This window comes from Psychrobacter sp. DM8 (assembly GCF_051307025.1).
Taxonomy (GTDB): Bacteria; Pseudomonadota; Gammaproteobacteria; order Pseudomonadales; family Moraxellaceae; genus Psychrobacter.
This window is the reverse complement of sequence record NZ_CP195538.1, coordinates 1,757,755-1,772,863: the sequence shown is the minus strand read 5'-3', so window position 1 is coordinate 1,772,863 and position 15,109 is coordinate 1,757,755. Positions and strand designations below refer to the sequence as shown.

Annotated in this window: 13 protein-coding genes; 11 read left to right on the top strand and 2 right to left on the bottom strand. The window is 45.5% G+C overall.

The features are described 5' to 3' along the window. The first annotated feature begins 64 nt into the window (after window positions 1-64). The 8 genes from ACR64J_RS07550 (at window position 65) to ACR64J_RS07515 (ending at window position 8,332) form a co-directional block, all read left to right on the top strand. A complete protein-coding gene (locus ACR64J_RS07550) occupies window positions 65-1,240 on the top strand; it encodes a ParB/RepB/Spo0J family partition protein (RefSeq protein WP_317199011.1) in 1,176 nt (391 codons plus the stop codon). 106 nt (window positions 1,241-1,346) lie between these two features. Next, the gene (locus ACR64J_RS07545; RefSeq protein WP_435949112.1) at window positions 1,347-2,060 is read left to right on the top strand and encodes a MotA/TolQ/ExbB proton channel family protein; all 714 of its coding nucleotides are present in this window, start codon (window positions 1,347-1,349) and stop codon (window positions 2,058-2,060) included. Between the two features lie 17 nt (window positions 2,061-2,077). Continuing rightward, on the top strand, window positions 2,078-2,509 hold the full coding sequence (locus ACR64J_RS07540) for a biopolymer transporter ExbD (protein WP_317199009.1): 432 nt from the start codon (window positions 2,078-2,080) through the stop codon (window positions 2,507-2,509). A 123-nt stretch (window positions 2,510-2,632) separates the two neighbouring features. Beyond that, complete coding sequence (gene msbA / locus ACR64J_RS07535; RefSeq protein WP_435949110.1) at window positions 2,633-4,429, top strand: lipid A export permease/ATP-binding protein MsbA; 1,797 nt, start codon at window positions 2,633-2,635, stop codon at window positions 4,427-4,429. A gap of 90 nt (window positions 4,430-4,519) precedes the next feature. Beyond that, the gene (gene lpxK / locus ACR64J_RS07530; RefSeq protein WP_435949108.1) at window positions 4,520-5,596 is read left to right on the top strand and encodes a tetraacyldisaccharide 4'-kinase; all 1,077 of its coding nucleotides are present in this window, start codon (window positions 4,520-4,522) and stop codon (window positions 5,594-5,596) included. 21 nt (window positions 5,597-5,617) lie between these two features. Then, a complete protein-coding gene (gene kdsB / locus ACR64J_RS07525) occupies window positions 5,618-6,454 on the top strand; it encodes a 3-deoxy-manno-octulosonate cytidylyltransferase (protein ID WP_435949106.1) in 837 nt (278 codons plus the stop codon). Between the two features lie 83 nt (window positions 6,455-6,537). After that, window positions 6,538-7,644 (top strand): DNA polymerase III subunit delta', encoded by a 1,107-nt coding sequence (locus ACR64J_RS07520; protein WP_435949104.1) that lies wholly within the window; start codon window positions 6,538-6,540, stop codon window positions 7,642-7,644. Window positions 7,645-7,984: 340 nt separating this feature from the next. Further along, a complete protein-coding gene (locus ACR64J_RS07515; RefSeq protein WP_435949103.1) occupies window positions 7,985-8,332 on the top strand; it encodes a PilZ domain-containing protein in 348 nt (115 codons plus the stop codon). Between the two features lie 11 nt (window positions 8,333-8,343). On the opposite strand, the gene ppk2 is transcribed toward ACR64J_RS07515, so the two are convergent. Together ppk2 and ACR64J_RS07505 are read right to left on the bottom strand one after the other, a co-directional pair. Continuing rightward, the gene (ppk2, locus tag ACR64J_RS07510; RefSeq protein WP_435949102.1) at window positions 8,344-9,357 is read right to left on the bottom strand and encodes a polyphosphate kinase 2; all 1,014 of its coding nucleotides are present in this window, start codon (window positions 9,355-9,357) and stop codon (window positions 8,344-8,346) included. Window positions 9,358-9,587: 230 nt separating this feature from the next. Then, window positions 9,588-10,847: an acetyl-CoA C-acetyltransferase gene (locus ACR64J_RS07505; RefSeq protein WP_435951051.1), complete on the bottom strand. Its 1,260-nt coding sequence runs from the start codon at window positions 10,845-10,847 to the stop codon at window positions 9,588-9,590. A gap of 1,016 nt (window positions 10,848-11,863) precedes the next feature. On the opposite strand from ACR64J_RS07505, the gene ACR64J_RS07500 reads away from it, so the two are divergent. The 3 genes from ACR64J_RS07500 to ACR64J_RS07490 all read left to right on the top strand — a co-directional run bounded on the left by ACR64J_RS07500 (window position 11,864) and on the right by ACR64J_RS07490 (window position 15,096). Further along, window positions 11,864-13,264, top strand: a complete 1,401-nt coding sequence (locus ACR64J_RS07500; RefSeq protein ID WP_435949100.1) for a 3-oxoacyl-ACP reductase — start codon at window positions 11,864-11,866, stop codon at window positions 13,262-13,264. Between the two features lie 246 nt (window positions 13,265-13,510). Next, window positions 13,511-14,419, top strand: coding sequence for a MaoC family dehydratase (locus ACR64J_RS07495; protein ID WP_435949098.1), 909 nt, complete (start codon window positions 13,511-13,513; stop codon window positions 14,417-14,419). Between the two features lie 125 nt (window positions 14,420-14,544). Next, entirely contained in the window at window positions 14,545-15,096 is a 552-nt protein-coding gene (locus tag ACR64J_RS07490) for a beta-lactamase hydrolase domain-containing protein (RefSeq protein ID WP_435949097.1), read from the top strand. Window positions 15,097-15,109: the final 13 nt, after the last annotated feature.

The window sequence follows — 15,109 nt, the reverse complement described above, 5'->3', positions numbered from 1 at the left end:
GCCGCTTTCATTTATTATCGGTTATAATCGAGCTTTTATTTTAGTGTTAGAGGAATTGGGAATCATGGCGAAGAAACGTGGATTGGCTGCCAATAGAGGCCTTGATGCCCTGCTTGGGTCAATCAAAAAAGAAAAGCAAATCACCGCCAGCGCCTTACAAGATGATACGGTTGTACGTGATGACGTTTTGCCAGAGGCTACCTCAAGTACTCAAGCGCCGGCCCAGTCTAAGCTTAAAAGCAATAAAAAGTCTAAAGCGGATACCGACACCAATATAAAGTCAGAGAACATAGAGCTAGTAGATAGTTTGGAGCTAGTAAATAGTGTAGAGCTAGATAGTAAAAAACCAGAAGCTGCTGCCAATATAGGTAGCCGAGCGCCGCGTCCTAACAACAAGACTTATAAAGATAAAGGTGGTGCTGAAGACCAAATTAGCTTGGTGCAAATAGAGGTCAGCTTATTGCAAGCGGGTAAGTATCAGCCACGCCGTGATATGAGTGAGACGGCATTGACCGAGCTGGCATCCTCAATTGAGCAGCACGGTATCATGCAACCTATTGTTATCCGTCCGCTACTTGCCACAGAAAACAAAAGCAACGATATCGTTACGCACGAAATCATCGCAGGTGAACGCCGCTGGCGTGCGGCTAAAATGGCAGGTAAAACAGTCATTCCAGCAATAGAGCGCGCGCTGTCTGATGAGCTCGCTATTGCCTTAGCCTTGATTGAAAATATTCAGCGCGAAGACCTATCTGTCATTGAGCAAGCTGCCGCTTTGCAACGCTTTCATAGTGAGTTTGGTATGAGTCATGCCATGATCGCCGAGGTCGTGGGTAAGGCAAGAACAACAGTCTCAAACTTACTGCGGCTCAATCAATTACATGATGCGGTCAAAGATCATCTGGCTAATAGCGCTCTTGATATGGGTCATGCGCGCACCTTGCTTGCGCTGTCATCAGAGCAGCAGCCTATCATCGCCCAAAAAATAATCGACGGTAATATGACCGTACGTGAAGCTGAAAAACTGGTCAAATCTATTCTCAAACCTACGCCTAAAGCTGATCGCAGCGAGTCAGCACCCGCTCATGATGCCGAGCGATTGACCCAGCGCTTAACCGACGCACTAGGTGCTGAGGTTAAACTCAAACACAAAAAAGACGGGCAAGGTAGCGTTGAGATTATCTTTCACAACCAAGATGAGCTTGCCGCTATCATCAAATATATAGAGGCGCAGCGCTAACGTGCGCTTTTTATACCTTAAATCAGGCTAACATCACCGGTTTAATACTCGATTTTTGATGCCTATTATAGTTATTACTATCTAATTATCTGATACGAGAGTTGTTATGTGGGAGCTGGTAACGGCGGGCGGTTGGCTAATGACGCCTATAGTGGCGTGTTCGATAGTGGCACTGATTATTATCATCGAGCGCAGTTATAATTTACAGGTCGGCAAAATTGCTCCCAGTTGGTTACGCGAACAGCTCATTACCCGTTTGCGCGATAATGGCGACATCAAGCGCGCGCAACTGATAAATGTCAAAGAAAAAACGCCCCTAGGTGATATCCTAGCAACGGGTTTGCTCTATCGTCAGTATGGGCTTGAATCTATGACCATGCATATGCAAAACCGTGCAAGCGTGCAAATACATCAATTAGAAAAAAACATCAATATGCTCGGTACTATAGGCGCTATTGCGCCGCTGCTTGGCTTGTTAGGTACAGTTTTAGGTATTATCTCCTCGTTCTTAGCGATTACAGATAACGCCATGCAAGATCCGACATTGCTCGCAGCTGGGGTGTCACAAGCATTAATCACTACAGCGGCTGGCATGATCGTCGCGATACCAGCACTAGTGGCGTATCGTTATTTTCAGCGCCGTATCATTGATATCAATGCGCAGTTTGAAACTCAAGCGGGCCTTATGGTGCAGGAATTATACGATTATCAGTTGTTAGATTCTTCATCAAACAAAGTCTTCACTAAAAGGGCTGTCAATATGAGTCAGGCTATTAATAAAGTGCTGCACGCTGATAATAATACGATCAACGCAATTTAGTCCATGTAGAGACCACTATGCGCTTTAGAAAACCTACTGTCGAGCCGCTTGAGATTAACTTGACGCCTATGATAGATTGCTTGCTGTTCTTAATTGTATTTTTACTGCTTGCGACCTCATTTAATCATTATAGTCGTCTAAATTTGGTTCTACCAGAAGCGCAAGGGGTAGCGCAAGCAGAGCAAAAACAGAGCATCGAGGTGGCTGTACAAGAGGATGGCAGTTACTTAGTCAACGGTATTAGTCTAGCTAATAGCAGTGAAGCTGAATTGACAAGCATGCTGCAACAAGAGGCTGGCAGTAACCGTGACCTGTTGTTTGTGATAGCGGCTGACGGCAATGCAACCCACCAATCTGTAGTCAGAGTTATGGATATCGCAGGTAAGCTTGGGTTTTTAAACTTAAATATCAGTACGGTTGTGCCGCAAGGTCAGCCTATACCGCAATGATTTATTGACTGAGTATACTTTAGCTATTATCAATGATGAGCGTTTTATACCTTTATATCTTTATAATCACGTCAGCCTTGTCATACAAGGGCAATGCATTTTTATATCAAAACTGAGGCTTTTATGAGCCAAGCTTTTAAACCTAGTCGCAAAAAAACACTGAGCAAACAGCGCTTAGTGTTGACAAACAAGCCTGATAGTGTACCCAAACATAAGACGCTACTACGCTTACTTAGGTACCTAAAACCTTATTGGTGGGCACTTATGCTCACTGTTTTAGGCTTTGCTATCAATGCAGGGACAGAGATCTGGGTCGCTAAACTGTTGCAGTACATCACAGATGCTATCAATCAAAGCGATCGCTCCAAACAAAACTTGTTTCCATTACTGATTGTTTTATTATTTTTAGTACGCGGTATAGGCAGTTTTTTGGGTAATTATTTTACTGCTTTGGTATCGCGAAACTTGGTTTATAAGCTACGCGTGCAGGTATTTAATAAATTGCTGCGTCTGCCAAGCGCGTTTTATTTAGCCAATCCAGCGGGTACGATCTCCTCCAAACTCATCTTTGATGTCGAGCAAGTGACCGCTGCCAGTACCGACTCGCTTAAGACTCTATTACGTGATGGCTTGACTGTTATCGCCTTGATGGGTTTTTTGCTTTATAGCAATTGGCGTCTGACTTTAATCTTATTTTTGGTATTGCCGCCTATCTTATTGCTCATTCGAATCGCCTCGAAGCGCTATCTAAAGCTATCAAAGAGCATTCAGCAGACCATGGGCGAGGTCAGTCATATCACAAACGAGGTCATCAGCGGCTACCATGTGGTCAAAAACTACGGCGGTCAAAGCTACGAGTCAAAGCGTTTTGATGCCACCTCACTCAAAAACCTACGCCAAGGTATGAAAATCGTTGTCACCAACAGCATCAATACGCCTGCAGTGCAGCTTTTGATGGCGATGGCGATGGCAGTAGTGGTGTGGCTGGCGCTACGTCCTGAAGTTATCAGCGGTTTTTCGGCGGGTCAGTTTATCTCATATATCGCCGCTGCAGGTTTGCTAAGCAAGCCTGTGCGCTCTTTGACAGACGTTAATCAAAAGCTGCAAAAAGGTATCGCTGCAGGTGAGTCGATATTTGCGCTACTTGATGAGCCAGAAGAGGCGGATACAGGTACACTTAGCCCAAAATTGTCAGGGAATATCCATTTAGATCAGGTAGGTTTGGTCTATCCTGATTCAACGGTAGCGCTGAGTAATTTTAGTTTAGATATCAAATCAGGTGAGACGGTCGCTTTGGTTGGGCGTAGCGGCGCTGGCAAGTCCTCACTGGTTAATTTGCTTACGCGCACTTTGACCACATCCTCAGGTCAAATCACTATGGATGGCATGGCAATCGAAGACATTACGCTTGAGAGTCTGCGCGCGCAAATCGCTATTGTCAATCAGCAAGTCGTGCTCTTTAATACCACAATATTTAATAACATTGCTTATGGTAGTCTGGCTAATAAGACGCAAGCTGAGGTCGAACAAGCCGCGAGAGATGCCTTTGCTCATGACTTTATCACCGCGATGCCAAGGGGTTATCAAAGCGAGATTGGCGCTGAGGGATTGCAGCTCTCTGGCGGTCAACGTCAGCGCTTATCTATTGCACGCGCGCTACTAAAAAACGCGCCGATACTGATATTAGATGAAGCCACCAGTGCGCTCGACAACGAGTCCGAGTACTATATTCAACAGGCGCTCGATAATGTCATGAAAAACCGTACAACATTAGTGATTGCGCATAGGCTTACGACCATTGAATCTGCCGATCGTATCGCGGTGATGGATCAAGGTCAGATCGTCGAGTTAGGTACTCATAGTGAGCTTATGGATAAGCAAGGATACTACGCACAGATGTATGAGCGTGACTTTGAATAGCGTGACTGTGAATAATATTTTTGAATAAGGTTAATACTAAAGTAAATACCATGGCAATACTTACGATAATGACACCGAGCATAGTCTCAAATGAGCCTTGAGAAAACAATGACAGAGGCTTGGCAGCGCCAAGCGGCTTGGCTTTGGTTACTATTGCCGCTAAGCTGGTTGTACGGCCTGCTCATGCTACTGCGCCGCCAAGCATACAAACTAGGTATATTTAAGAGTTTTCGTGCGCCTATTCCTGTTATGGTTATCGGTAATATCACCGTAGGCGGTAGTGGTAAAACGCCTTTGATTATTGCTTTGGTTAAGTATTTACAGAATCAGGATATAAAAGTTGGGGTCATCAGCCGAGGTTATGGCGGTGATAGTAGCCAAATGCCAGCACTAGTTAAAGCAGATAGCAATCCAAGCCTAGTTGGTGACGAGCCTTGCTTAATCGTTGGCGTCACGCAGGTTGCGATGGCGGTATGCCCCAATCGCCAGCAAGCGATTGAGACATTACTAGCGGCGCATCCCGACACACAGCTAATAATCGCTGATGACGGTTTGCAACATTATGCATTGCAGCGTGATATTGAGTGGATAGTGGTTGATGACAGTCGCGGCTTTGGTAATCAGCAATTGCTCCCAACAGGGTTTTTGCGTGAGCCGATGTCGCGCTTTCAGGGTGCATGCGTGATCCACCATCAAAAGCCTAGTGAGGTAACATCTCTAGACAAGCCCTTATCACTGACAATGAGTTTGCAGCCTGCTAAGTTACAGCGTTTATGGCCGCCCAATAGTAGAAGATTGAGCGCTACTCCTCAAGCTGGCCAGCCCGTCCACGGCGTCAGCGGTATCGGTTATCCCAAACGCTTTTTTGAGACGTTAAAGACACTTGGGTTTGAGGTTGTTGAACACCCTTATCCTGATCACTATGATTTTAGTCTTGTTGAGCTATTTGAGTATCAAGATCATCCTATCATTGTCACTAGTAAAGATGCGGTGAAGATAAGAGCGTTGCTGATGCAAGAGCAAATCTTAAGCACCCAGCAGCAAGCGCTTGTCGATAGATTATGGGTATTGCCTGTAAGCGCTGTCTTATCTGATAGTTGTTATCAAATGCTACATCGCCAGCTACAGGCTTTAAATATAACTGTCCCAAACACCTTCAATCATTAAGCCATATCATAGGAGTCACTTATGACGACTAACTTGCCAGCCGCCAAAACGCATATTGTCATTCCAGCACGGTTTAAGAGTACGCGCTTGCCAGGTAAGCCGCTACTTATGATACACGGGATGCCTATGATACTGTGGGTTGCGCAAAAAGCAAAGGCTGCTCATTTCGCTGATGATATGTGTATCGCAACCGATGATGAGCGTATTGCGGCAGTATGCACGGATGCTGGGTTTGAGGTGGTTATGACCAGCCGTGAGCACGTATCAGGTACAGATCGTTTAGCTGAGGTTGCTCAAATAAAAGGCTGGGCGGATCGTGATATCGTCATCAATATGCAAGGCGATGAGCCGCTAGTGCCGCCGCTACTCCTAGAGCAAGTCAAAGATTTGCTGGTAGCAGATAGCGATAGCGTTATGGCGACTTTGTATGAGCCTATCGAGGACTATGATACCTTTATGCGCTCCTCTGTAGTCAAGGTGGTTAATCATGCTCACGGCGATCAGCAGCGTGCGCTTTATTTTAGCCGCGCGCCCATTCCATATGATCGTGATATGGCGTTAGCACAGAGTAGTTTGACAGGTGAGAGTAGCTGTCCAAATGTATCAATACCCAAAGCGGCCAGTCGCCACTTAGGTCTGTATGCGTACCGCGTCAAATTACTACAGCAGTTTGTAAGCTGGCCGCAAACGCCACTTGAGCGACTTGAGAGTTTAGAGCAGCTACGCATTATGGAGAATGGTGGTCATATCGCTATTGCCGCCGCGAGGATTCAACTACCAGCAGGGGTAGATACTCAAGAGGATCTCGATCGATTAAATGCGATGAGTTTAGACGAATTTCAAAGCACTAGGCTATAACTGCTAAAATAGCCTAAGTAGTAATAAAGTGAGTTTACCGTTTAAGCTGTAGGACAACTGGGCACTGGGATAACATAGTAAATATGACGGACATAACAAAAGCGACAGACGCCATTTACTTTGCGCCGCTACTGCCTTGGCAACATGAGTTGTGGACGCAGCTGACCCAGCGAGTATCGGTGTCATCAGGTCAGCTACCGCATGCACTTTTAGCTGCCGGCATGTCAGGTATGGGCAAGCGCGCCTTTGTGTGGCGTCTGGTCGCTTGGCTGCTTTGTTACGAGAAACACAAGCATCCGTTAGGGGCCTGTGGTCAGTGCGAGAGCTGTCAATGGCTTAGATCTGGCACCCATCCAAGCCTACAGGTGTTACCCTTAATAAGCCTGCCAGTGAGCGCCGAGCATAATCAGCAAGAGAGCAAACCTAAAAGCACAAAGTCTGCCAAAGCGATGAGTGCTTCGGCGCTAAAAATAAAAGTTGATGATATTCGTGCGCTGCAACCTTTTATTTATCAAGGCGGGCAGGGTATGCGTATTTGTATCTTAGATCATGCCGAGCAGATGACCATTGCAGCGGCAAACGCGCTACTCAAAACATTAGAGGAGCCGCAATCTCAGGTACATCTTATTTTGATCAGCGACATGCCAGCAAAGCTTCTGCCAACGATAAAAAGCCGCGTACAGCAATTACCACTACAGACTATCGATCATAAACTTGCTTTTGACTATGTCAAAGAAGCGTTGGGCGGTACTATCAATCGCGAAGCGGTAACAGATGATGCTATTGAACAGCTACTACAGCTAGCAAATGGCGCGCCACTAGCAGCGATCATGCTTGCACAAGCGCCTTGGTATCATAAACGTGCGCTATGGATAACTGTCTGGCAGGCACTGCGAGCAGGCAAGCGCAGCAGTACAGCGGCGAGTGATTATTGGCAGTCTCAGCTCAGTATTACCGAATTCATCAGACTATCAGAGCTGATGCTACTGGATATGCGCCGTATCAGTCTTGGGCTTGAGAGTATGCAGCAAGATATTGATCTGTCGGTCACACTTGCAAAGTATCAGCCGCTCGATAATGCGCTAAACCAGTTTGCGCTTAGCCTACAAGAGAGCAAAGTCGCCCTACAGCAAAACGTGCAAGAAAAATTTGCTTATGATAAGCTGATGCAAGAGCTTGCGCAGTTGTAACGCTAACCGCAACAGCATCTACTTTACTCTTAAATCTATTTAGGGCGTGTTTGATAATTCACAAATACGCACTGACAGAGACTATTTTTTAGTCGATTCAAAGATAAAAATAGTAAGTTTAGTCATTCTAAGCGTCTATTTTTATCAAAGGAGCGGCAAAAAAGAGTCCTGTCCTTTCAGGCTGATGCTAAAATTGCCTCATACTGTGTTGCAAGTTAAGCTAAGGTCTAGACATTATCTTCGACTTGCGCCGTGTCTGGAACCATTTTAGCGATCAGCAGTGCCATGGTTGAATGTTCAACACGCCCTAGTTTATAACCCTACCTTTGAGGAGCTGACAATGGCTATGCCTGGACGCGGCGGTATTTTAACCTGTCATATCGAAGACATTGCAACGCTATATGCCAGTTACTTATCCTTTGTCAGTAATGGCGCTTTGTTTGTGCCCTCCAATCGGGTTCAGCAGTTAGGTGATGAGGTGTTCATTGCCGTGACTTTGCCCAATTCAAACGAGCGTTTGCCGATGAATGGTAAAGTCGTTTGGATTAATACCAAAGCGCAGGCCAACCGTCCCGCAGGTTTTGCGGTACAAATTGGCACTGATGCTGCTGGACAAAGAATTAAGAATGAAGTTGAACGTTTACTAGCAGGCAAAATTGATAGTTTGCAATCGACTTATACGATGTAAAAGATAGGCGTCTAATAACGTGGCGGTACATACATATCATCAGGGATAGGCTCGCGGTAATATTCATTATCGCGTTTGCGCTCAGGCAGTTCAACTTCTGCGCGCGGCACTTCTTTATAAGGAATTTGCTCTAATAGATGAGCAATACAATTAAGGCGTGCACGCTTTTTACTGTTGCCTTCAACCACCCACCACGGTGCCTCTGGTATATGGGTACGTTCAAACATCGTCTCTTTCGCTTTGGTATAATCCTCCCAGCGCCGGCGCGATTCCAAATCCATTGGTGAGAGCTTCCATTGCTTAAGCGGATCATGGATACGGCTCATAAAGCGCGAGTGCTGCTCATCGTCAGTAATCGAAAACCAGTATTTGACCAGACGTATCCCTGAGCGTACTAGCATACGCTCAAACTCAGGTACCGATTGAAAAAACTCCTCATACTGCGCGTCCGTACAAAACCCCATGACTCGCTCAACGCCGACGCGGTTATACCAGCTGCGATCAAATAATACAATCTCACCTGCAGCGGGCAGGTGTGCTACATAGCGCTGAAAGTACCACTGCGTTTGCTCACGTTCAGTTGGCGCTGGCAGAGCAGCGACTCGGCAGACCCTCGGATTAAGACGCTGAGTAATACGTTTAATCGCGCCGCCTTTACCCGCCGAATCGCGCCCTTCAAATATCACCACGATGCGCTCACCGCGATCAACCGTCCAATCTTGTAGTTTGATCAGTTCGCGCTGCAGGCGTACTAATTCTTGAAAATACAGGCGACGATCGAGCCTGTCTTGATCGCTCATCTCAAAGCCATCAAAACGAAAATCACGCATATAGTCATCGATTTCGTTCTCAACCTCCTCATCATAGGTGTCGATTAAGTCTTCGTGCATTTTGCGCCGCAGCTCATCATTGAACACCTCTTTGTCCATACGCTCGATAAAGTTGTCTTGCTCAGCGTGACTTAGCTCATCTTGCTCTTGCGTCGTTAGCGATTTTGGGTCGATTGCTGAGGGTATTTTCGCCATTATTATTTACTCCTTTATAGCGCTTTATTATCTTATGCTAAAAGATCATCGTCTTGATTTACTCTAGCATATCTATCAACAAAATTTTAAACAGGCTACGATTTGCTACTTGTTGCTTTGACGTTGTAGTCACCCTATTTTGTAATATATATTTTAGACAAAAAAATACCCTCCAAAGTATTGAAGGGTAATTTAAAATCTAACAGTGCTTTATTAACTTAAAGAGTAACTTACTTCTCTAAGATACAAGTCACACCTTGACCACCAGCAGCGCAGATTGAGATTAGCGCGCGGCCTGAGCCTTTTTGATCAAGCAGTTTGGCAGCAGTGGCTAAGATACGACCACCAGTTGCAGCAAACGGGTGACCAGCGGCGAGTGATGAGCCGTTGACATTGAGCTTACTACGATCGATTGACCCTAGTGGTGCGTCTAGTCCTAAGCGCTCTTTACAGAAGCTCTCATCTTCCCAAGCCGCTAGCGTTGAGAGTACTTGCGAGGCAAAGGCTTCATGAATCTCATAAAAGTCAAAGTCTTGTAAGCTAAGATTTGCACGCTCAAGCATACGCGGTACGGCATACGCTGGCGCCATCAGTAAGCCCTCTGTCGTGCCTGACTTACCAATAAAATCAACGGCAGCAGTCTCTTGATGAACGATATAAGCCAAAGTCTTAAGACCGTGCTCTTTTGCCCACTCATCGTTAGCTAGCAGTACACATGAGGCGCCATCAGTCAGCGGAGTTGAGTTGGCAGCAGTCATTGTCGGGTTGGCGTTTCTTTTGCCAAATACAGGCTTGAGCTTGGCCAATTTCTCTTTAGTGGTGTCAGGACGCAAGTTATTATCGCGAGTCAGACCTTTATACGGGGTGATCAAATCATCAAAGAAACCGTCGTCATAAGCGCGGGCAAGGTTTTGATGGCTGTTAAAGGCCAGCTCGTCTTGGGCTTCGCGGCTGATGTTCCACTCAAGGGTAGTAATCGCTTGGTGCTCGCCCATAGATAGACCTGTACGCGGCTCACCATTTTGCGGCGCATCGATCAAGTCTTTTGGATTTAGACCCATCAAGGCCTTTAAACGCTGCTTGTTGTTTTTGGCTGCGCCTAATTTGATCATGACTTTACGTAAGCCATCACCGATAGCGATAGGTGCGTCTGATGTGGTATCCACACCGCCGATAATCGCAGAGTCAATAAGACCCAAAGCGATTTTATTCGCTGAAGCAAAAGTCGCTTGTAAGCCAGTACCACAAGCTTGCGAGATATCATATGATGGTGTGTGCGGATCAAGCGCTGTGTTAAGGACAGATTCGCGCGTCAAGTTGATATCGCGGCTAAGTTTCATGACTGCGCCTGCAACCACTTCACCGAGTACTTCGTCTTGTAAGTCAAAGCGCTCAATCAAACCATTTAAGGCTGCGGTTAGCATGTCTGTATTGCTAGCATCGGCGTAGGTGCCATTTGAGCGTGCAAATGGGATACGATTACCACCGATAACGGCAACACGCTGCTGGTTTGTACTTAATTTAGCGCTAGATTTTTTCTTAGGCTTGGCGCTAGACTTTTTGCTAGCTTTAGTGTCAGCAGCTTTATCGTCTTTACTGTCTTTTTTGTCAGTTGCTGCAGGCTTAGCTTCCGCTTTTGGTTTAGCTTCCGCTTTTGACTTAGTCGCAGGCTTTGTGTCTGCTTTGCTATCAGACTTAGTCTTAGCTTCATCTTTTGCAGCCGGCTTAGCTGGAGCTGCGTTTGATTCGCTGTCTTCAGTTGCCGCTTTTTCGCTTGCAATATCCGCTTTAATTTTCGCTTTTTTGTCAGCGTCAGCGCTTTGGGCTTGAGTGTCTACAGGTTTGCCGTCGCTATCGACGATATCTGTCGCTTGCTTAAGATCAGCGATAGAATCAAATTTTGAATCACTTGCTTTGGCTGTGTCTTTGCTGTTAGTAGCGTTTGTGTCAGTTGTAGCATTGCCTTTTACAACGGTGCTTTCAACGATAGGGCTGTCTTTTTTGTCGCTCATAACGGTGTCCTCATACTTGTAGGTTAAAAATAAAAGAGCACTTATAACACTAAGTGCTGTGATCTTGTAGCTATCAATGGTGCCTATGATAGTGACTTTTTGAATATTACGTGTAGCTGTTTAGCAAACTGAAGAGTTTATATCTCATAGGTCATCTTTATATACTTATACTTAGTCCATATTATTTAAAATATGGACGTAAACAGCAATTGTAACCACTATTGATAGGCAACTTTGATAACATATTGTTATATCTAAATCAGTTAGCTATAATTTGTTGTGTTTATTTTAACATAAGCTTATCGCTTTTAAAGCAACAGATAGTAACTGCCGTGTCTATAAAACTGGGCATAAATAGGCAAATTATCAGTTTATAATAGGCTATCTACTCATATTTTGTTTAAATACAGTGAGAAGGTATTCTACAAATGATAATTAAGATATCTTTTCATTGATATTATTCATTATTTTATATTTATTAATCGGAGCATACTATGTCGGACCGTTACGGTGATTTTGTTCAATCCTCATTAGGCAAAAAAGTTGCAAAAAATTTAGGCTTACCGCAGCCTGTCACTCTTGATCGTTTTGAGAGTGGTCAGCGCCTAGTACGAGGTAGCGTACTCGTAGGCCGTGCGGCAGGTGATGATAGCCGCGTCAGTGTATCAATCGCACGTATCTTATCTGAGCTGCATGCTGAAGTATTCGTTAATAGCAGCGACGATATCAAAGACGCTTTAGCTGATGCAGGCGTTGAGGCGAAGGGTAACACTGGCGGGGATGATAAATTCAAAATCTTGTTATTTGATGCTAGCAACATAAGCGACGCTGAAGGTCTCAAAGCGGTTTATGAGTTCTTTCATACTGTTGCTCGCCGGGTCGAGAAGTCAGGTCGCGTGATTATTGTTGGTCGTCCGCCTGAGTCTATCGACGATATCGAAACGGCACTAGCGCAGCGCGCGCTTGAAGGGTTTATCAAGTCAGTGGGCAAAGAGTTTAAGCGCGGTATCACAGCGCAGCTCATCTATGTCAATGAAGGCGCTGAGGACAACCTAGATTCAACGGTGCGCTTTTTTACCTCAGCGCGCTCAGCTTATGTTTCAGGACAAGTCGTACGTGTAAGCGAAGGCAATACAGTTGATATCGATTGGACGCAGCCTTTGGGCGGCAAAACCATGCTAGTGACAGGGGCAAGCCGTGGTATCGGTGAGGCAATCGCTCGCGTTCTAGCCCGTGAAGGCGCCCATGTTATCTGCCTCGATGTTCCGCAGCAGCAAGCGGACTTGCAAAAAGTCGCCAGCGAAATCAGTGGTTCAGTCTTGACGGTCGATATCACAAGCGAAGACGCAGGTCAAGAGATTGCGGCAGCGGCGCAAAAACGTGGCGGACTTGATGCTGTCATCCACAATGCTGGCGTCACTCGTGATAAGACACTTGCCAAGATGGATGAGCAAAAGTGGGATATGGTAATCAATATCAACTTAGGTAGTATTGCTCGAATCAATCGCTACTTGCTTGATAACGAGGTACTCAATGAGGATGCGCGTATCGTTTGCGTCTCGTCAATCTCAGGTATCGCAGGCAACATGGGTCAAACCAACTACGCGACCTCAAAAGCGGGCGTTATCGGCCTTGTCAATTCGACAGCTAAGCAGTTGGATAACAATGATAAAGGCATGACGATCAATGCTGTTGCGCCAGGATTTATTGAGACGCAAATGACAGAAGCGATTCCATTTGCTATTCGTGAAGCAGGTCGCCGCATGAACTCTATGAGCCAAGGCGGCTTGCCAGTTGATGTAGCCGAAACTATCGCTTGGTTCGCATCACCTGCCTCTGGTGGTCTTAATGGCAATACTGTACGGGTTTGTGGTCAAAGCCTGCTCGGTGCATAAGCGTTTGCTTGTTGTATACTTTACGGGTTGTATAAAAAGTTATTTTGAGAAATAATAATATAAGTTATTGATAACCTTTATTATATTCTTACAAAATCACAAATTATTACTATTAAATATAAATTAAGCTGCCCTAGGGTGGCTTTTTTATGATAAAAACACAGCCTAATCTACCAAATTTGCTCTTGCTTTACTTTTTGTATTTAAGCTTATTATATTTAAACCTTGCCTTATTAGGATTGACTTATGTCAGACAAATATTATGATGCGTTGCCAAAAGCGCATACTACTTACGCCAATATCATCAAAAGCTTGCTGCCTACTGGTGAAAAGGCCAGCAAAGACTCATTGCCAAACGCCACTTATCATGTCGAGAACTTGCATATCGATCAAAGCAATCTAGACGATTATCGCAAGATTTGCGGTTTTGCGGACAATGGCAAGATTCCGATTACCTATTTTGCAGTGCTATCACAAGCGCTACAGATGAATATGATGGTCAAAGAGTCCTTTCCTTTTGCGATGCTAGGACTTGTCCATGTAGACAATAGTGTCACTCAGCACCGTCCTATTGGTGAGCGCGAAACGGTGACTATGTCTGTGGCGTTTGCCAATCTACGTGAACACAATCAAGGTCAGCAGTTTGACTTTGTGACGACTGTCAAATCAGGGGATGATGTCGCTTGGGAGGGCACATCAACGTATCTATCTCGCGGCAAAACATCTAGCAGCAAAAGCAAAAAGAGTGCGCCGCGTCCTGTCACTGTCAAGCCGATGATCGATGAAGAGGGCGTGCACAGTGTTTTTGAGGTGCCAGAGGATATCGGTCGCCGTTACGCCTTTGTTTCAGGAGATTTTAATCTTATTCATTTGCATCCCTTGTCTGCACGCGCGTTTGGCTTTCCAAAAGCGATCGCCCACGGTATGTGGTCAAAGGCTAAGAGCTTGGCGCTTATCGCTGACTTGCCTGATGCTTGTAAGGTTGAGGTGTCTTTTAAATTACCAATATTTTTGCCATCAGAAGTAGAGCTGATCTCAGAACCTGTGGCTAAGCTTAACGACGCAGCAGACAAGTGCGTATTTGGTCTCTATAGTGCCAAAAACGACAAGCCGCACCTGACAGGTCATATTGAGCTTGTAGACGCGGACGCCTAGTTATTCGTTATGCTAAGGTCTTATTCTTAGCTAGGCGCTTATTGCTAGCTGATAGGCGCTTAGCAAAAGCTATCACTATCGCTTTATGACAAGCGTATTTTTTATTGACTATGAATAGAACGATTATGACTGAATCTACTCAAAACTTGGATGTGACATCTAGCAACGACGCTAAGATTGATGACGCTAAAAGTAATGACGCCAATGTTCAATACATTGATACTGATAACGGTATTGCCCTCAATCAAGCTTTGCAGCCCTACTTTCGCCCCGATAAGCAGACTATTGTTTGCGGCGCGTTAGATGATGACAAGATAGCTGCACTGGTAAAAGCGGGTGTTGAACTGGTTATCAATCTGCAACCTGATGACGAGCTCGTCTTTGATGAAGCTGATGCAGTCCAGCAAGCAGGCATGAGCTATGAGCAGCTACCTATTAGTGGGGCCAATGATCTCAAGCAGCTTAACATCTTAGCGTTTGATAATATTTTGCGACAGCACCATGGCAAAAAAATTGCGATGCATTGCGGCTCTGGCAATCGTGTTGGTGCGGCGATAGCCCTGCGAGCAGGATGGCTACGCGGTCGCAAGATGGATACTGCTATGGCGCGTGGACAAAGTCATGGACTGACTGGTTTAGAAGAAGAAGTGCGTAATCGCTTGCTCGTTCCGCGATAATCAGTGTACAGTC